The sequence below is a fragment of the Veillonella sp. T11011-6 genome, assembly GCF_002959755.1.
Taxonomy (GTDB): Bacteria; Bacillota; Negativicutes; order Veillonellales; family Veillonellaceae; genus Veillonella.
In genome coordinates, this window is sequence record NZ_PPCW01000001.1 from 178,994 (window position 1) to 196,163 (window position 17,170).

Genomic DNA, 17,170 nt, shown 5'->3' on the forward strand with positions numbered 1-17,170 from the left:
GGGTTTCATGGTACTATATATAGTAAAGAAAATGGGCGTATTATGCACTATTTTAGAGTGATTATTAGAAAAAGGAGTAGTAACAGATGAGATGTCCTTATTGCCAACACACAGACACGAAGGTAACAGACTCTAGAACGACTGATGAAGGTAATAGTATTCGCCGTCGCCGCGAATGTATCAATTGTGGCCGTCGCTTTACTACCTATGAAATTATAGAAGAAGTACCACTTATGGTATTAAAGAAAAACGGACGTCGTGAACTATTTGATCGCGGTAAATTATTAAATGGCTTATTGCGTTCTTGTGATAAACGTACCGTACCAATGTCCGTGATGGAACAAGTGGTTAACGATGTAGAGCGCGATATTCGAAATGAAATCAATCAAGAGGTAACTACGGATCGCATTGGTGAACTTGTATTGCAACAATTAAAAGATATTGACCAAGTTGCATATGTTCGTTTTGCTAGCGTATATCGTAAGTTTGATAATATTGATAGCTTTATGGAAGAACTGAAAGCATTAAAGAAACTAGATGCTAAAAAACCAAAACGCAATTAATTACTGATACTATATGTGAGGCTTTATGATAGATTTACACTGCGATACGATAATGAAATTAATAGACCATCCTAATAGTGGGGATCTGTATCGTAATACTTGGAAAATCGATATAGAAAAGTTGCAAAAGGCTCACAGCAAGGTGCAAGATTTCGCACTTTTTATCAATCTTGGTGAAACAAATGACCCTTATGGTCGTTATGAAGCGATGCGTAATTTATGTACATCACAAATTCAGCATTATGGAGAGCACATACAACATGTGCTCTCTTATCAAGATATAGAGTCCGTGTATGTGTCCGGTAAGATTGGGGCTCTTATGTCTATTGAGGAAGGCGGCGTACTAGGCGGCGATTTAGATAAATTAAAACAAGCTTATCAAGATGGGGTTCGACTTATTACGCTTACTTGGAATTATCCAAATGGATTGGGTGAGCCCCATTGTGGTGAGCAGCATAAAAAATTAACATCGAAAGGTGTTGAATTTGTGGAGGCTATGCAGGATTTAGGCATTATCGTTGATTGCTCTCATTTAAATGATGCTGGTACTGAGCAATTAGGAGATATTTTAGATGTACCTTTTATAGCATCTCACTCCAATGCACGTGAAGTTACAGCCCATACAAGAAACTTACCAGATCATTTAATCAAGCTGATTGCTAATAAGGGTGGCGTTATAGGCCTTAATTTCGCTCAATCATTTTTAGGTACATCACCCATAAGTCGGATTGAAGATATCGTAAAACACGGCTTATATCTCATCGATAAAGGCGGGGAAGATGTTGTGGCATTAGGAACCGACTTTGATGGTATTAAGCCAGATACAGAAATTAAAGATGCTTCTGAAATGCATCGATTATATGATGCATTTAAAGAGGCCGGTTTATCTGTGGAGCAATGTGAGAAATTGTTCTGGAAAAATGCAGATAGACTATTAAAGGAGATTTTATAATGACTGATTTAAATCCAATCATTGCAGATCGTTTTACCGAGCATCTTGAGGTTTTTGGTAGAACGATGGAGCATATGGATACCATTCAAGAGATTGCCTATCGCTGTAAGGCTGCTTTAGAAAATGGCAATAAGATTTTATTCTGTGGTAATGGTGGTTCTGCTGCAGATTCTCAACATTTAGCGGCGGAATTGATTTGTCGCTTTAAAAAGGAACGACGCTCTCTTGCAGGGATTGCATTAACTACTGATACATCTGCATTAACAGCGATTGCCAATGACTATGATTTTGAATCTGTTTTTGCACGTCAAGTAGAGGGACTAGGCCGTACAGGTGATGTTCTTATTGGTATTTCTACATCTGGGAACTCTAAGAATGTTGTGAAAGCTGCAGAAATGGCCCGTTCTATTGGTATGCATACCATTGCTTTCACAGGTGAAGGCGGTGGAAAACTAGCTGAATTATGTGATATTACATTAGCTATTCCGAGCAATGTGACAGCTCGTATTCAAGAAATGCACATTCTAGCAGGTCATATAATGTGCGAAATCATTGAAGAAGATTATTAACCGTTACGTTCATATTTATAAATAGATACATGTTTGAAACCCTGTTTTTTAGATAACTCGTTATACATGTATATTGTGGTAAGGAATAGGTGGATTATGATAAATGCTACCATTAATCAATTTTTGACAAAACAACTACCAAATCTAAAGATTGCCGTTATAGGTGATGTGATGGTAGATCGTTATGTTTTTGGTGATGTAAGTCGTATTTCTCCGGAAGCACCGGTTCCTGTAAACCGCGTGGCAAAGATGAAAGAAGTGCTTGGTGGCGCTGGTAATGTTGCGTCAAACTTATCAAATTTAGATTGCACAGTATATCTTGGTGCTATTGCTGGTAATGATGACCATGGTCGTTTATTACAACAATTGCTAAAGGCTGATAAGATTGATACAACAGGTTTATTAACGAGTGATGATCGTTCTACCATTACTAAAATGCGTATCTTAGGCGATCGCCAACAGATGATGCGCCTTGATTTTGAAACGATTACAGCTTTAACAAGTGAGGAAGAGGAACGACTGTCTGCTTGGCTAGAAAATCTATGTAAGGCTGGTATCGATGGTATTGTTGTATCTGACTATGGTAAAGGTGTTTGTACACCAACATTGCTAAAAAAAATCTTTAGTTTAGCTAAGGAGTATGGCGTACAAACCATTGTTGATCCTAAAGGTTCAGACTGGTCTAAATATAATGGTGCAACCTGCATTACACCGAATGTAAAAGAACTAGGTGAATGTGTAGGTCATAAGTTAGCTAACGATGATGCAACCATCGTAGAGGCAGCTAAGTCAGTACTGGCCAATGTTGATTTAGAATATATTGTGGCTACACGGTCTGCAAAAGGGATTACTGTTATTGCAAAGGATGGACGCACATGGCATAATCCGGCAACACAACAAGAGGTATTCGATGTAAGTGGTGCAGGCGATACGGTTGTATCTATGATGATGACATGCCTTGCTAGCGGTCTATCTATGCGTTTGGCATTACATATCGCAAATGGTGCTGCTGGCATTGTCGTATCTAAGGTGGGCACATATCCAATCCACCGATCTGAACTATTGGATTTATGGCATTCTTTTAAGCATAGTGTTCAATCTAAACCTTTATACACAAAAGAAGAGATGAAACAGCTTATTACACAATGGCAAAACAAAGGTGAAACTGTTGTGTTTACTAATGGTTGTTTTGATATTCTTCATCGCGGACATATTACGTATTTACAAGAGGCGGCTCAGTTAGGGGATCATTTAATTATTGGATTAAATTCCGATGCTTCTGTTAGACGCCTAAAAGGGGAAACGCGTCCCATCGTACGTGAAGAGGATAGAGCAGCATTATTAAGCGCATTGCGTTGTATCGATGGTGTGGTGTTATTCGAAGAGGATACACCAGCTGAACTATTAGCTTATTTACGTCCTAATATGCTTGTTAAGGGCGGCGATTATAAAATAGAAGACATTATTGGGCGTGAGTCCGTAGATCATGTAGAGGTGCTTTCATTTAAAGAAGGTTATTCTACATCAGATATTGTAGGGAAAATAGCTACTATGGCTAAGGAGGGTAAATTATGATTATCGTAACAGGCGGTGCTGGTTTTATTGGCAGTAATATTGTGAAAGCGTTAAATGACCGCGGTCGTACAGATATTCTTATTGTTGATGATCTTACAGATGGTCGTAAAATCCGAAATATTCAAAATCTAGAATTCTTAGATTATATCGATTGTGAAGATTTTGATTGTGCTATTGCTGATGGTACATTTGATGTAGGTCCTATTGAAGTAGTGTTCCATGAAGGTGCTTGTGCGGACACAATGGAATATAACGGCAAATATATGATGAAGAACAACTATGAAGGTTCTAAAAATCTATTCCATTATTGCCAAGACCGTCGTATTCCATTCATCTATGCATCCTCTGCATCTACTTATGGCAATGGTACTAATGGTTTCGTAGAAAAACCAGAAGCCGAAGAAGCTCTAAATCCATATGCGTATTCTAAATTGTTATTCGACCGTTATGTGCGTAAATATGAAGGTGAGTATACAGCGCAAGTTGTAGGGTTACGTTACTTCAATGTATATGGCCCTAATGAAGCTCATAAAGATAAAATGGCTTCCTTAGTTCGCCAAATGTTCTACAAAAATAAAGAAACTGGTATTATCAATCTATTTGAAGGTACAGATGGCTACGAAAATGGTGGTCAAACTCGTGACTTTATTTATGTAAAAGACGTAGTTAATGTAAACTTCTACTTCTGGGAGCATCCAGAAATTTCTGGTACTTTTAACTGCGGTACTGGTAATGCTCATAGCTTTAATCAATTCATGCAAGCTGTTATCGATTATAATGGCCACGGCAAGATTGAATACGTGCCATTCCCAGAGGTGTTAAAAGGCAAATACCAAAGCTTTACAGAGGCTGATACGACTAAATTATTGGCTGCTGGTTATGATAAAGGGTTCCATAAAATGGAAGATGCTGTTAAAGAATATTGTGAACTACTCGATAATAACGAAGGGTATTTACGTTAATGCGCAAAGTATTATTTTTAGATCGCGATGGTGTTATTAATAAAGATGTTAGCTATTTATATAAAATCAGCGATTTAGAATGGGTGGATGGAGCTAAAGAAGCACTAGCTTATGCGTATAGCAAGGGCTATGATCTCATTGTAGTGACAAATCAAAGTGGTGTAGCTAGAGGTTATTATAAGGAATCTGATGTTCAGATTTTACATGATTACATGGCTCATGAACTAGATCGTAGTGGGGCACCAATTTTACATTTTTATTATTGCCCTCACCATAAAGAAGGCTCTGTACCTCTTTATGCTGTCGATTGTGAATGTAGAAAGCCAAAGCCTGGTATGATTAATCAAGCTATTAAGGATTATGATGTAGATCCTAAAGCTAGTTTTCTTATCGGTGATAGTCAGCGCGATGTTGATGCAGCAGAAGCGGCTGGTGTAAAAGGCTATCTATTTACAGGTACAAATTTGTTAGATTTTATTAAGACTATTATTTAGTCCATTATTTATTTTATGTTTACTTTAGATTAAATCAGATTCAACGGTGTTATGAGGCTTTTTAGTTGTGGTGTTGTATTCTGGGAGGCTATATGAAAGATTACAAGAATATACTCATCATTAAGATGAGTTCTTTAGGTGATGTGATTCATGCATTGCCTACCTTGTATGCAGTGCGTAAAAATTGGCCTAATGCGCATATTACATGGGCTATTCATGAACAATTTGAGAGTCTCCTACCTGGTAAACCATGGGTAGATGATGTAATCATTATCGACAAAAAACAACTTAAAAAGCCTGCTTATCTATGGCAGTTACGTAAGGATTTACATAGCCGTCATTTTGATATGACTTTAGACCTTCAATGTATTGCAAAGAGCGCCATTGTATCATTATTATCTGGTGCGCCTGAAAAATATGGCTACTGGGAGCTTCGTGAAGGCAGTAATTTAGTTAATAAAGCACTTGTTGGTGAACATAAATACGATCATGTTATCGAACGATACCTCGATACCGTACGTGCTCTTGGAGGCGATGTAGAAGGCGTAGAGTTTCCTATGCCTGCTTATGTGGAGGCGGAGAAGTCCGTTAAGCATAAGTTACAATCTCATGGTGTAGAAGATGAATATGTAGTAGTTGTACCAGGTGCTCGTTGGATTGTTAAGGAGTGGCCACTTCTTAACTTTGGCGAGCTATGTATCCGCTTATGTGAATCTGGTAAAAAAGTAGTTATTGCTGGTGCTCCAAATGATGCAGAAAAAGGAGCTTTCATAGAAAACTATGTAAAAAATAAGAATCTCATCAACCTAGTGGGATCTACATCCATGCCAGAGCTAATTGAGTTGATTCGTCACTGTGAAATTTTCATCAGTGCTGATACGGGTCCTTTGCATATTGCTAATGCTCTGAAGCGGCCTTTGATTGCTTTATTTGGAACCACATCTCCAAAGCGAACTGGTCCATATGGAGGGAGTCATGTACATCTTATTATTTCACCTACATCAAAGGCTACACCTGAACAGCCATTGGTAGATGATCCTGATTGTATGGCTCAAATTCCTGTAGATGCAGTGTGGTCTGTATATGAACAAGTACTTGGAAAGGAACTGTAATGGAACTTGATTATAAACGCATTGTGGTCACCTTTCTTATGCACTTAGGTGATGTTATATTAACGACTCCATTCTTAGAGGTGCTACGTAAAGCTGCTCCACATAGCCATATTACGTATGTAATAGATGAAAAACTGCAACAAGTGATGCAATATAATCCCAATATTGATGAACTTATCGTTGTAGATAAAAAAGGGCGTCATAATAGTATTTCTGGGCTCAATGAGGTAGCTCGTGAGATTAATGCAAAGGGTAAACCTGATATCGTTATCAATTTGCATCCCAATGAACGTACTTCCTATTTAGCCTGGAAGATTCATGCGCCCATTACGACTGGTATGAGTCATTTTTTGTTTAGACCGTTTATGACAAAGTATACTCGTCTAGACCGTAAAACACGCCACGCTGCAGATATGTACATCAATGTACTGGAGCAATTAGGTGTAACGGATATTTCTAACTCTGGTTTACATATTGAAACTTGTGAGGCCTGGCGCCGTGAGGCTCAGGAGTTCTATGCTAGTCATGGTTTAACAAATAGTGATACACTCATCGGTTTTAATATTGGTAGTGCTGTTCCTGAGAAGCGCTGGCCTGCTGAACGATTTGCTCATGTAGCTGATCATTTCGGTCGTTTAGGGTATAAGACGGTATTCTTTGGTGGCCCTATGGATCTCGAAATGGTGCAACCTGTAGTGGAACAAATGGAAACGAAACCGATTGTGGCTACTGGAAAATTCCAGTTAGGACCATTGGCGGCGGCTATGAGTCGCTGTAATTTATTGATTACAAATGACTCTGGTCCTATGCATGTAGCCATCAGCCAAAAGGTGCCAATTGTGGCGCTTTACGGTCCATCAAATCCATTCTTTTATGGTCCGTACCAAGTTCATGCTATCGTTCTTGAAACGATGGACTCCTATGAGGTTGGTAAAAGCATGAAAAAGATTATTAAAGAAGGAAATTACAAAGGTTTGTCCGTAATTTCTGAAGGACAGGTTATTAAAGCGGCGGAAACGTTGCTTTCAGAATCGAAATAAACATATGAACTATATTGTATTTGATTTAGAGTGGAATCAACCCTATAGCAATGACATTAGCTTTATGAAGCGCACAAAAATGCCACTAACTGGGGAAATCATTCAAATCGGAGCGGTAAAACTGAATGAAAAGATGGACATTGTAGATCATTTTACAATGTTCATCAAACCACAATACCTGCCACGGATGCATAAACATGTCCGTGAATTGACAGGTATTACATCACGAGAACTCGATCATGGTGTGCCCTTTAAGACGGCTATGCAGCACTTTCAAAACTGGTGTGGTTATGAGTATATGTTGTTATCTTGGGGGTCTGATGACATTCTCATATTGCGTGAAAATCTAATGCTTCATAGGATGAAAGCTTTATCTTATGATCAATGGGTAGATGCACAGATGATTTATGCTTATCAGCGATATGGTACGAGTCAACAGTATTCTGTGGCTCATGCTATGGAGGACCTAAATATATCTACGGAGCATTTATCTGCTCATAATGCATTACATGATGCTGTATTTACGGCTCATATATGTCAAAAGCTAGACATACAACAAGGTATTTTACATTATGATCTAATTCGAAAGGAAAGCAGTAATCCTTTCTTATATCCACCAATTTTAACTTTCTTTATGTATGAGAATTTCCCTGAAAAGAAGCGCATTGTTCATGATAGAAGGGTTCGATTATCATTCTGCCCGTATTGTCAGACCCGCTTGGAAATGACGCGGCCAGAACGATTGCAAGGTGATAAGCATCTCGCTATAGGCGTTTGTCCTAAACATGGCGATTTTGCAGTGCAACTTAAAGTTGGAAAATATACGATTAAGTCCGGTAGTACTAAATTCTACGTTACAAAGGTATTAACGCATTGTACGGACGAAATTCGTTCTCTATATACTCAGAAGTCTGAAATTAATCGAGAGAAAGAGCGAAAATATTTGGAATTTCGCCGGGCGGAACTTGAAAAGGACCGCCAAAAATAATTTTATTAATTCCTGTTCACATCTATAGTTTCTTAATTATTAGCTTGTGAGCATTTAGAAAGGATAGATTATGGAACGCAAATATGCATGGCATAATTACGACGATGCCACTATGGAAAAGGTATATGCCTTAAGTGATACATATCGTCAATTTTTAGATAATGGTAAAACAGAACGGGAATGTGTTGTACAGGCTGTTGAATTTGCAGAAGCTAAAGGATATGTAAATTTAAAAGATATTATTAAATCCAATACACCAATTAAAGCAGGGGACAAGATTTATTACACACATATGGATAAATCCATTGCTTTATTTAATATTGGTACTGATGATATTGAATTAGGTATGAATATCTTAGGTGCTCATATCGATTCTCCACGCATCGATGTGAAGCAAAATCCACAATATGAAGATAGCAATCTCGTATTTTGGGATACTCATTACTATGGAGGCATTAAAAAATACCATTGGGTTGCTATGCCTCTTGCTATCCATGGCGTTGTAGTTAAAACAGATGGTACTCGTATTAACATCAATATTGGGGATAACGAAAATGATCCTGTATTCTGCATTACAGACTTGTTACCACATTTGGGGCAAGAACAAATGCAAAAGAATGCCGCTAAGGTAATTGAAGGGGAAGCCCTTGATTTACTCATAGGCAGTCGTCCTGTAAAAGATGAAGAAAAAGAAGGAGTTACTAAATTTATTAACAACCTTCTTGAAAAAGAATATGGTTTTGTAGAACGTGATTTATTATCTGCAGAGCTCGAAATTGTACCAGCAGGTAAGGCACGTGATATGGGCTTTGATCGCTCCATGGTTATGGCCTATGGTCAAGACGATCGCGTATGCGCGTACACATCTTTAGTAGCTATGCTTGAAGTAGACAATGTAAAGCGCACAACTTGTTGCTTGCTTGTGGATAAAGAAGAAATTGGTTCTGTAGGCGCCACTGGTATGCAATCTCGTTTCTTTGAAAATGCAGTAGCAGAAGTTTTAACTCTTATGGGAAAACCTAACTCTGTAAGTGTACGACGGACCTTGGAAAATTCTCGTATGTTATCTTCCGATGTTAGCGCTGGCTATGATCCGCTATATGCATCTGCTTTCGAAAAGAAAAATGCATCTTACCTAGGTATGGGTGTTGTATTCAATAAATTTACTGGCTCTCGTGGTAAATCTGGTTCCAATGATGCAAATGCTGAATATATGGGCTTTATTCGTCGTGTTATGGAATCTAACAATGTAACATACCAAACAGCAGAGCTTGGCAAGGTTGATCTCGGCGGTGGTGGTACCATTGCGTATATCATGGCCTTATACGGTATGAATGTTATCGACTGTGGCGTGGCTGTGCTTAGTATGCATGCTCCATGGGAGGTTACATCCAAGGCGGATATTTACGAGGCTAAACAATGCTATGTTGCGTTCTTAAATGCAGCTGATGAATCAATCTAAAATTATGGGGCTTTCACCATTGGTGAAAGTCCATTCTATGTGAGGTATATATGAATCAAACAGATTTAGGCGCAGCCATAGAGGCAGCGAAGGGAGAGGCAACAGAGGTTAAGACTGTAAAGGTCGATATTTTTGATATTCCTGAAACAAAGGCAGAAGAGTATATTGCTAATCGTGAAGAGGTAGCAGAAGCTGCAGCACAGGTCATGAAACCATACTGTGTAACGGTAAAGCGTGAAACTTTAGATCCTGATGAAGGGGAAGCTGTAGTTGGTTATTATGTAACGGGTGAAATTTTAATGTGTGTCATTCTCGATCCATTTGAAGTACCTGTTATGAAGGTAGCACTTGATAAAGGGACTCTTAAAGACTATATTTTAGCGGCCAATGAGCTAACAGACGACATGTTAGCATCACTCGAAAAATAAGAGGATTTCACATTTTTATGTGTCCTATAAATGGACAAATGTAAAATACTTTAATCTGCTACATTGATGTAGTAAAGAAATTTGTTTATAATAGATGTATTATAGTCATTGCAGATAGGAAGGAAATCCCCATGAATTTTAAAAAAGGTATTGCCCTAGCGCTCACGGCGGCAGCATTGATGGCATTTACAGGCTGTGGATCAAATGGAACAACATCTAATGGTGAATACAAGGTTGGTGTAGTACAACTGGTAGAACATCCTGCACTTGATGCTGCAAACAAAGGTTTTGTTGATGCTTTAAAAGAAAAGGGCTTAGCTGATAAAATCACCTTTGACCAACAGAATGCACAAGCAGATCAATCTAATTTGAACAGCATTGCACAGCGTTTTGTATCTGATCGTAAAAACTTAATTTTAGCGATTGCTACACCAGCAGCTCAATCTATGGCGAATGCAACTCACGATATTCCAATCTTGGGTACTGCTATTACTGATTATGAAGCAGCTAAACTTGTTAAATCTAATGAACATCCTGGCGGCAATGTATCTGGTACATCTGATATGAACCCTGTAGAACAACAAGTTGATTTAATTTTAAAAGTATTACCAAATGCTAAGACAATTGGTACTATTTATAGCTCTAGTGAAGTAAACTCTCAAATTCAAGTCGAGAAAATGAAAGCTTACGCAGCTACAAAAGGTATTAAGGTTGAAGAGGTTACCGTTTCTAATGTAAACGATATTCAACAAGCAGCACAAAATCTTGTATCTCAACATGTAGATGCAATTTATGTACCAACAGATAATGTTGTAGCTTCTGCGATGAGCAATCTTGTAGCGATTACCGATCCAGCAAAAATTCCTGTATTTGGTGGCGAAGATAACCACGTAAAAGGTGGTGCTGTAATGTCCTTGTCCGTAGATTACTACAAACTTGGATACCAAACAGGTTTAATGGCAGCTAAAATTTTAACTGGTGAAGCTAAAATTGAAGATATGCCTATTGAAATGCAAAAAGAATTTAAATTAGTTGTAAGTAAAGATAAATTACAAAAATTGGGCATCACATTACCAGAAGAATTGATGAACAAAGCAACTATGATTTAATACACAACTGGTAAGGAGTTACATATGAACTGGAAAAAAGGTATTGCAGTAGCACTTAGTGCTATCTCTATTATGGCAATGGTAGCTGGTTGCGGTTCCAATACAGCAACTAATGATCAAAAGAAAATCGGTGTTATTCAATTGGTAGAACATCCATCCCTTGATGCTGCTAACAAAGGGTTTGTTGATGGCCTTGCATCTAAAGGTTATAAAGATGGAGAGAACATTAAATTAGACCAACAAAATGCTCAAGCCGACCAATCTAATTTGAATAGTATTGCTCAACGCTTTGTATCTGATAAAAAGGATTTGGTATTAGCCATCGCAACGCCATCAGCACAAACTATGGCAAACGCATCTCATGATATTCCTATCATGGGGACTGCTATTACAGATTACGTAACAGCAAAACTCGTTCAATCTAATGAACATCCAGGTGGTAATGTATCTGGTACATCTGATATGACACCTGTAGAAAAAGAAGTTGACCTTATTATGGCATTGGTACCAAATGTAAAACGTATTGGTGCAATTTATACATCTTCTGAAATCAACTCCCAACTTCAAGTTGAAAAAATGAAAGCTTATGCAGCTACTAAAGGTATCACTGTTGTAGAAGCAACTGTATCCAACGTAAACGATATTCAACAAGCGGCTACAAATCTTGTAAACCAAGATGTACAAGCTATTTATACACCAACTGATAATGTGTTGGCATCTGCTATGGCTAACTTAGCTCAAATTACTGATGCTGCTAAAATTCCAGTATTTGCTGCCGATGAAGGTATGACAATGACTGGTGGTGTGGCAACATATTCTGTTGACTACTATAAATTAGGTTATCAAACTGGTTTAATGGCTGCAAAAGTGCTTTCTGGTGAAGCTAAAATTTCTGATTTAGCCATTGAAACACAAAAAGATATTAAGTTAACTGTTAATGAAGAACGTGCTAAAAAATTAGGTATCACAATTCCTGAAGCACTTCGTAAAGATATGAAACAATAGAGGAGATTTTGATGTTAGATTTAGTGGTAGGCACCATAACAACAGGTCTTTTATGGTCTTTGTTAGCGGTTGGTGTATTCATCACCTTCCGTGTATTAGATGTGGCTGACTTAACCGTAGAAGGTACGTTCCCAATGGGGGCGGCTATTTCCGCAATTTTAATTACTAGTGGTATGAACCCAATTCTTTCTATTTTGATTGCCGGCATTGGTGGTATGGCTGCAGGTGCTGTGACAGGATGGATTCATACAAAATTAAAGATTCCTGCATTGCTAGCTGGTATCTTAACAATGATTGCTTTATACTCCATTAATCTTCATATTATGGGGAAAGCTAATGTATCTTTGCTTCGTATGGATACAATTTATACAATTATTGGTAGCGTACTCCACACACCAAATATGTGGTCTGCAGCTATCGTAGGTGTTATCGTAGCTGTTGTAGTATGCTTATTACTATTCTGGTTCTTCGGTACAGAAATTGGTACAGCATTACGTGCAACAGGTGTTAACCCTCAAATGATTCGTGCTCAAGGTGTAAATACTGACAACATGATCGTTCTTGGTCTTTTGATTTCCAACGGTTTTGTTGGTATGTCTGGTGCATTGATTGGCCAATTCCAAGGCTTTGCCGACGTAGGTATGGGTATTGGTACTATCGTAATCGGCTTGGCTTCCGTAATTATCGGTGAGGTAGTATTTGGTACAAAATCCTTCGTACGTAGCCTCATCGCTGTAGTCCTTGGTTCTATCGTATATCGTATCGTTATTGCAGCTGTACTCTATATGGGTATGCCACCAAACGATTTGAAATTGTTCACTGCTATTCTTGTTGCCATCGCGCTTTCCTTACCTACATTGAAAGCAAAATGGTTGGCTCGTTAAGGAGGACACTATGTTAGAAGTAAAAAATATGGTAAAAACCTTCTTTAAGGGCACAATCAATGAAAAAACTGCTCTTCAAGGTATTGATCTTCGATTAGAAGAAGGCGATTTCTGTACTGTAATCGGTGGTAATGGTGCTGGTAAAAGTACGTTACTAAACTCCATCGCTGGTGTATTCCCAGTAGATGAAGGATCCATTACTATTAATGATATTGATGTAACAAAAATGCCAGAATACAAACGTGCTAAATACATTGGTCGTGTATTCCAAGATCCTATGGTTGGTACGGCAGGCAATATGCAAATTGAGGAAAACTTGATACTTGCTATGCGCCGTGGTAAAAACTTAGGTCTTAAATGGGCTTTCAAAGATAGTGAACAAGCATTCTTCAAAGAACGCCTTGCATTATTAGGTTTAGGCCTTGAAGATCGTTTATCTGCTCGTATGGGCTTGTTATCTGGTGGTCAACGTCAATCTATTACATTGTTGATGGCTACTATGCTTCGTCCAGACCTTTTATTACTGGACGAACATACAGCGGCTCTTGACCCTAAGACTGCAGAAAATGTTTTGCAATTAACAGATAAACTCGTGTCAGAACATAATTTGACAACTCTTATGATTACCCATAATATGCGTGATGCATTGCGCTTTGGTAATCGCCTCATCATGATGGATGCTGGTCGCATTATTTATGATGTAAAAGGGGAAGAAAAGAAAAAATTAACAGTTGCCGATTTATTACAAAAATTTGAAGTAGCTGGGGAAAATGCATTGAGCGACCGCATGGTGCTTGGCGCAAAATAATAGAAGAGGGCTGTGGCCCTCTTTTGTTTATTTACTGTATTTATTCTTTACAAGATAAGGTAGATACTGTATACTAAATAAGGTCGTAAGACATATCGTAAGCGAAGTATTCGAATCTCCAACGGTTACTTAAGCTTATCGGGATTATTTATTTTTTAGGAGGTAACATTAATGTTAACTACAGAAGCTAAATTAGCAGTAATTAAAGAATACGCTACTCATGAAGGTGACACTGGTTCTCCAGAAGTACAAGTTGCGATTTTGACAAGCCGCATCCAATACTTAACAGATCACTTGAAAGAACACAAAAAAGACCATCATTCCCGTCGTGGTTTGTTGAAATTGGTTGGTCAACGCCGTAACATGCTTGACTACCTTCGTCGTAAAGATATCGAACGTTACCGTTCCCTTATCGAACGTCTTGGTCTTCGTAAATAATAAAACTAGCCGTCCTATAGGACGGCTTTTTTATTTTATTTCTCTATGTTATAATAACGATAGGCAAAGGGAAACGAATGCCGATATTCAATTGTGGCAACACGAAAAAAAGGACAGAGCGGCAACTCTGTCCTTTTTATTGTGCTAATTGCTATAATAATTAGCTTATTTTTTCTTGATGATATATAATAAAAAAGTATACATATAAGAAGATTTTTAGGAGGAATAGGAATGGAACAATTCCAAATGGACCTAGCTGGTCGTACGCTTACGATCGAGACTGGGGAACTTGCAAAACAAGCTGGCGGTGCTGTAATGGTTGGTTATGGCGATACTCGTGTACTCGTTACCGCTACAGGTTCTAAAGAGGCGAAGGATATCGATTTCTTCCCACTTACAGTAGACTATGAAGAAAAAATGTACGCTGTTGGTCGTTTACCAGGTGGCTTTATTAAACGTGAAGCGCGTCCACCTGAATCTGCGATTTTGAATAGCCGTTTGATTGACCGTCCTATTCGTCCATTATTCGATAAAGGTGTACGTAATGAAGTACACGTAGTGGCAACTGTTATGTCTGTTGACCAAGATTGTGATCCTGCAATCTGTGGTATGATTGGCGCTTCCGCTGCATTGTCTATTTCTGATATTCCTTGGAATGGTCCTATCGCAGGCGTTCGCATGGGTCGTATCAATGGTGAATTTATTGTTAATCCAACAAAAGAACAATTGGAAGCAACAGATCTTAATATTGTTGTAGCTGGTACAAAAGATGCTATCCTCATGGTTGAAGGTGGTGCTCAAGAGGTTCCAGAAGAAACTATTCTTGAAGTTATCATGGCAGCTCATGAAGAAATCAAAAAAATCGTAGCTTTCCAAGAAGACATGAAAGCTAAAGTAGGCAAGGAAAAACGCGTATTCGAAAGCAAAGATGTGCCTGCTGAAATTGCTGAAGCTGTTCGTGCCTATGGTCATGATAAACTTGACGCAGCAGTACGTTGTGCAGATAAACAACAACGTGATGCACAAGAAAGCGAAGTACGTGCCGATGTATTAGCACACTTTGAAGAAATCTACCCAGATAACTTAGCGGATGTAAATAAAGCATTTGATGCAATGACAAAAGAAATCGTGCGTCATATGATTACTGTTGAAAAAATTCGTCCAGACGGTCGTAAACTTGATGAAGTACGTCCTATCTCTTGTCGTACAGGTGTATTACCTCGTACACATGGTTCTGGTTTATTTACGCGTGGTCAAACTCAAGTATTGAACGTTGCTACTGTAGCTCCATTGTCTGAAACTCAAACAATTGATGGCATTGGTTTAGAAACAGAAAAACGTTATATTCACCACTATAATTTCCCATCCTTCTCCGTAGGTGAAACTCGTTCCTCCCGCGGTCCTGGCCGTCGTGAAATTGGTCATGGTGCGTTGGCTGAACGTGCATTGGTACCTGTTATTCCTAGCGAAGAAGAATTCCCATATGCATTGCGTCTTGTATCCGAAGTATTGGAATCCAATGGTTCTAGTTCCATGGCATCTGTATGTGGTTGCACATTATCTTTGATGGATGCTGGTGTACCTATTAAAGCTCCTGTTGCTGGTATTGCAATGGGTCTTGTAACTCAAGGCGAACACTACACAATCTTAACAGATATCCAAGGTATGGAAGATGCTCTTGGCGATATGGACTTCAAGGTTGCTGGTACAGCAAAAGGCGTAACTGCTATTCAAATGGATATCAAGATTTCTGGCTTGTCCCGTGAAATCCTTCATGAAGCATTAGAACAAGCTCATAAAGGTCGTGTGCATATTATGGGCATCATGCTTGATACAATTGCTGAACCACGTCAACAAATGTCTCAATATGCTCCACGCATCATTACAATGAAAATCGATCCAGATAAGATTCGCGATGTAATCGGTTCTGGCGGTAAAGTAATTCGTGGTATTATCGATGAAACAGGCGCTAAAATCGATATCGAAGATGATGGTACAGTATTCATCGCTTCTGTAGACCAAGAAGGTGCTGCTAAAGCTCAACAAATCATCGAAAACCTTACTAAAGAGGTTGAAGTAGGTGAAGTATACCTTGGTAAAGTAACTCGTTTGATGGCATTTGGTGCTTTCGTAGAGGTATTACCAGGTAAAGAAGGTCTTGTACACATTTCCAAACTTGCAAAAGAACGCGTTGAAAATGTAGAAGATGTAGTAAATGTAGGGGATGAGATTATGGTAAAAGTTATCGAAATCGATAAACAAGGCCGTATCAACTTGTCTCGTAAGGATTGTTTAAAATAAGAGGTGTTACATGGATATTCGTGGCTTTGAAGTAGTTTCTGCTTTTGAAGAACAAGATATCAATTTACCGACACGTAAAACAACAGAAAGTGCAGGCTATGATATTGAATGCGCTGAAGCTGTTACTTTAGAACCAGGTCAAGTAGTACTCGTTCCAACAGGTCTTAAAGCTTTCATGGCGTATGACGAATATCTTGCTATTCATATCCGTTCTAGCATGGCCATTAAACGCCATCTTGCACTTGTGAATAGTACTGGTATCATCGATAGCGATTACTACAATAATGAGGAGAACGAAGGTCATATCATGATTGCCCTCCTAAACTTTGGCAAAGAAACAGTTACCCTTGAAAAAGGCGAACGCGTTGCCCAAGGTATATTCTCTAAATACCTACTCACAAACGATGACGATGCAACAGGCGTACGTACAGGTGGTATCGGTAGCACTGGTACAATGTAAACTACATACAATTCTGAATA

The 17,170-nt window shown here is 38.6% G+C and carries 18 protein-coding genes; all 18 read left to right on the forward strand.

Annotated elements, in window-relative coordinates:
• Positions 1-86: 86 nt before the first annotated feature.
• Positions 87-563 carry a transcriptional regulator NrdR gene (gene nrdR / locus VRHSUH10_RS00765; protein WP_024065834.1) on the forward strand — a complete coding sequence of 159 codons (477 nt, stop codon included), beginning with the start codon at positions 87-89 and terminating at the stop codon, positions 561-563.
• Positions 564-588: 25 nt separating this feature from the next.
• Entirely contained in the window at positions 589-1,515 is a 927-nt protein-coding gene (locus VRHSUH10_RS00770; RefSeq protein WP_105089074.1) for a dipeptidase, read from the forward strand.
• On the forward strand, positions 1,515-2,084 hold the full coding sequence (gene gmhA, locus VRHSUH10_RS00775) for a D-sedoheptulose 7-phosphate isomerase (protein WP_005386896.1): 570 nt from the start codon (positions 1,515-1,517) through the stop codon (positions 2,082-2,084). Before VRHSUH10_RS00770 ends, gmhA begins: the two co-directional genes overlap by 1 nt.
• Positions 2,085-2,180: 96 nt before the next feature.
• Positions 2,181-3,659: a D-glycero-beta-D-manno-heptose-7-phosphate kinase gene (gene rfaE1, locus VRHSUH10_RS00780; RefSeq protein ID WP_105089075.1), complete on the forward strand. Its 1,479-nt coding sequence runs from the start codon at positions 2,181-2,183 to the stop codon at positions 3,657-3,659.
• Positions 3,656-4,621 (forward strand): ADP-glyceromanno-heptose 6-epimerase, encoded by a 966-nt coding sequence (gene rfaD, locus VRHSUH10_RS00785; protein ID WP_105089076.1) that lies wholly within the window; start codon positions 3,656-3,658, stop codon positions 4,619-4,621. The genes rfaE1 and rfaD overlap by 4 nt, the downstream gene beginning before the upstream one ends.
• A complete protein-coding gene (locus VRHSUH10_RS00790) occupies positions 4,621-5,115 on the forward strand; it encodes a D-glycero-beta-D-manno-heptose 1,7-bisphosphate 7-phosphatase (protein WP_105089077.1) in 495 nt (164 codons plus the stop codon). The genes rfaD and VRHSUH10_RS00790 overlap by 1 nt, the downstream gene beginning before the upstream one ends.
• A gap of 92 nt (positions 5,116-5,207) precedes the next feature.
• Positions 5,208-6,227 carry a glycosyltransferase family 9 protein gene (locus VRHSUH10_RS00795; protein ID WP_105089078.1) on the forward strand — a complete coding sequence of 340 codons (1,020 nt, stop codon included), beginning with the start codon at positions 5,208-5,210 and terminating at the stop codon, positions 6,225-6,227.
• On the forward strand, positions 6,227-7,267 hold the full coding sequence (locus tag VRHSUH10_RS00800; RefSeq protein ID WP_105089079.1) for a glycosyltransferase family 9 protein: 1,041 nt from the start codon (positions 6,227-6,229) through the stop codon (positions 7,265-7,267). Before VRHSUH10_RS00795 ends, VRHSUH10_RS00800 begins: the two co-directional genes overlap by 1 nt.
• A gap of 4 nt (positions 7,268-7,271) precedes the next feature.
• A complete protein-coding gene (locus tag VRHSUH10_RS00805; RefSeq protein WP_105089080.1) occupies positions 7,272-8,255 on the forward strand; it encodes a 3'-5' exonuclease in 984 nt (327 codons plus the stop codon).
• A gap of 70 nt (positions 8,256-8,325) precedes the next feature.
• Positions 8,326-9,717, forward strand: a complete 1,392-nt coding sequence (locus VRHSUH10_RS00810; RefSeq protein WP_105089081.1) for an aminopeptidase — start codon at positions 8,326-8,328, stop codon at positions 9,715-9,717.
• A 50-nt stretch (positions 9,718-9,767) separates the two neighbouring features.
• Positions 9,768-10,145 carry a hypothetical protein gene (locus VRHSUH10_RS00815; protein WP_105089082.1) on the forward strand — a complete coding sequence of 126 codons (378 nt, stop codon included), beginning with the start codon at positions 9,768-9,770 and terminating at the stop codon, positions 10,143-10,145.
• A gap of 131 nt (positions 10,146-10,276) precedes the next feature.
• A complete protein-coding gene (locus VRHSUH10_RS00820; protein WP_105089083.1) occupies positions 10,277-11,254 on the forward strand; it encodes an ABC transporter substrate-binding protein in 978 nt (325 codons plus the stop codon).
• A gap of 24 nt (positions 11,255-11,278) precedes the next feature.
• Positions 11,279-12,259: an ABC transporter substrate-binding protein gene (locus VRHSUH10_RS00825; protein WP_005386884.1), complete on the forward strand. Its 981-nt coding sequence runs from the start codon at positions 11,279-11,281 to the stop codon at positions 12,257-12,259.
• An 11-nt stretch (positions 12,260-12,270) separates the two neighbouring features.
• On the forward strand, positions 12,271-13,143 hold the full coding sequence (locus tag VRHSUH10_RS00830; RefSeq protein WP_005386882.1) for an ABC transporter permease: 873 nt from the start codon (positions 12,271-12,273) through the stop codon (positions 13,141-13,143).
• Between the two features lie 10 nt (positions 13,144-13,153).
• Entirely contained in the window at positions 13,154-13,951 is a 798-nt protein-coding gene (locus VRHSUH10_RS00835; RefSeq protein WP_005386880.1) for an ABC transporter ATP-binding protein, read from the forward strand.
• 171 nt (positions 13,952-14,122) lie between these two features.
• Entirely contained in the window at positions 14,123-14,389 is a 267-nt protein-coding gene (gene rpsO / locus VRHSUH10_RS00840; RefSeq protein WP_005386879.1) for a 30S ribosomal protein S15, read from the forward strand.
• A 231-nt stretch (positions 14,390-14,620) separates the two neighbouring features.
• Positions 14,621-16,690, forward strand: a complete 2,070-nt coding sequence (locus VRHSUH10_RS00845; RefSeq protein ID WP_105089084.1) for a polyribonucleotide nucleotidyltransferase — start codon at positions 14,621-14,623, stop codon at positions 16,688-16,690.
• Between the two features lie 10 nt (positions 16,691-16,700).
• Positions 16,701-17,150 carry a dUTP diphosphatase gene (gene dut / locus VRHSUH10_RS00850; protein ID WP_005386875.1) on the forward strand — a complete coding sequence of 150 codons (450 nt, stop codon included), beginning with the start codon at positions 16,701-16,703 and terminating at the stop codon, positions 17,148-17,150.
• The last annotated feature ends 20 nt before the right edge of the window (positions 17,151-17,170 follow it).

Excerpts from the sequence above, each read along its gene's own strand:
- nrdR (WP_024065834.1), top strand. The coding sequence starts at position 87 with ATGAGATGTCCTTATTGCCAACACACAGACACGAAGGTAACAGACTCT.
- VRHSUH10_RS00770 (WP_105089074.1), top strand. The coding sequence starts at position 589 with ATGATAGATTTACACTGCGATACGATAATGAAATTAATAGACCATCCT.
- gmhA (WP_005386896.1), top strand. The coding sequence starts at position 1,515 with ATGACTGATTTAAATCCAATCATTGCAGATCGTTTTACCGAGCATCTT.
- rfaE1 (WP_105089075.1), top strand. The coding sequence starts at position 2,181 with ATGATAAATGCTACCATTAATCAATTTTTGACAAAACAACTACCAAAT.
- rfaD (WP_105089076.1), top strand. The coding sequence starts at position 3,656 with ATGATTATCGTAACAGGCGGTGCTGGTTTTATTGGCAGTAATATTGTG.
- VRHSUH10_RS00790 (WP_105089077.1), top strand. The coding sequence starts at position 4,621 with ATGCGCAAAGTATTATTTTTAGATCGCGATGGTGTTATTAATAAAGAT.
- VRHSUH10_RS00795 (WP_105089078.1), top strand. The coding sequence starts at position 5,208 with ATGAAAGATTACAAGAATATACTCATCATTAAGATGAGTTCTTTAGGT.
- VRHSUH10_RS00800 (WP_105089079.1), top strand. The coding sequence starts at position 6,227 with ATGGAACTTGATTATAAACGCATTGTGGTCACCTTTCTTATGCACTTA.
- VRHSUH10_RS00805 (WP_105089080.1), top strand. The coding sequence starts at position 7,272 with ATGAACTATATTGTATTTGATTTAGAGTGGAATCAACCCTATAGCAAT.
- VRHSUH10_RS00810 (WP_105089081.1), top strand. The coding sequence starts at position 8,326 with ATGGAACGCAAATATGCATGGCATAATTACGACGATGCCACTATGGAA.
- VRHSUH10_RS00815 (WP_105089082.1), top strand. The coding sequence starts at position 9,768 with ATGAATCAAACAGATTTAGGCGCAGCCATAGAGGCAGCGAAGGGAGAG.
- VRHSUH10_RS00820 (WP_105089083.1), top strand. The coding sequence starts at position 10,277 with ATGAATTTTAAAAAAGGTATTGCCCTAGCGCTCACGGCGGCAGCATTG.
- VRHSUH10_RS00825 (WP_005386884.1), top strand. The coding sequence starts at position 11,279 with ATGAACTGGAAAAAAGGTATTGCAGTAGCACTTAGTGCTATCTCTATT.
- VRHSUH10_RS00830 (WP_005386882.1), top strand. The coding sequence starts at position 12,271 with ATGTTAGATTTAGTGGTAGGCACCATAACAACAGGTCTTTTATGGTCT.
- VRHSUH10_RS00835 (WP_005386880.1), top strand. The coding sequence starts at position 13,154 with ATGTTAGAAGTAAAAAATATGGTAAAAACCTTCTTTAAGGGCACAATC.
- rpsO (WP_005386879.1), top strand. The coding sequence starts at position 14,123 with ATGTTAACTACAGAAGCTAAATTAGCAGTAATTAAAGAATACGCTACT.
- VRHSUH10_RS00845 (WP_105089084.1), top strand. The coding sequence starts at position 14,621 with ATGGAACAATTCCAAATGGACCTAGCTGGTCGTACGCTTACGATCGAG.
- dut (WP_005386875.1), top strand. The coding sequence starts at position 16,701 with ATGGATATTCGTGGCTTTGAAGTAGTTTCTGCTTTTGAAGAACAAGAT.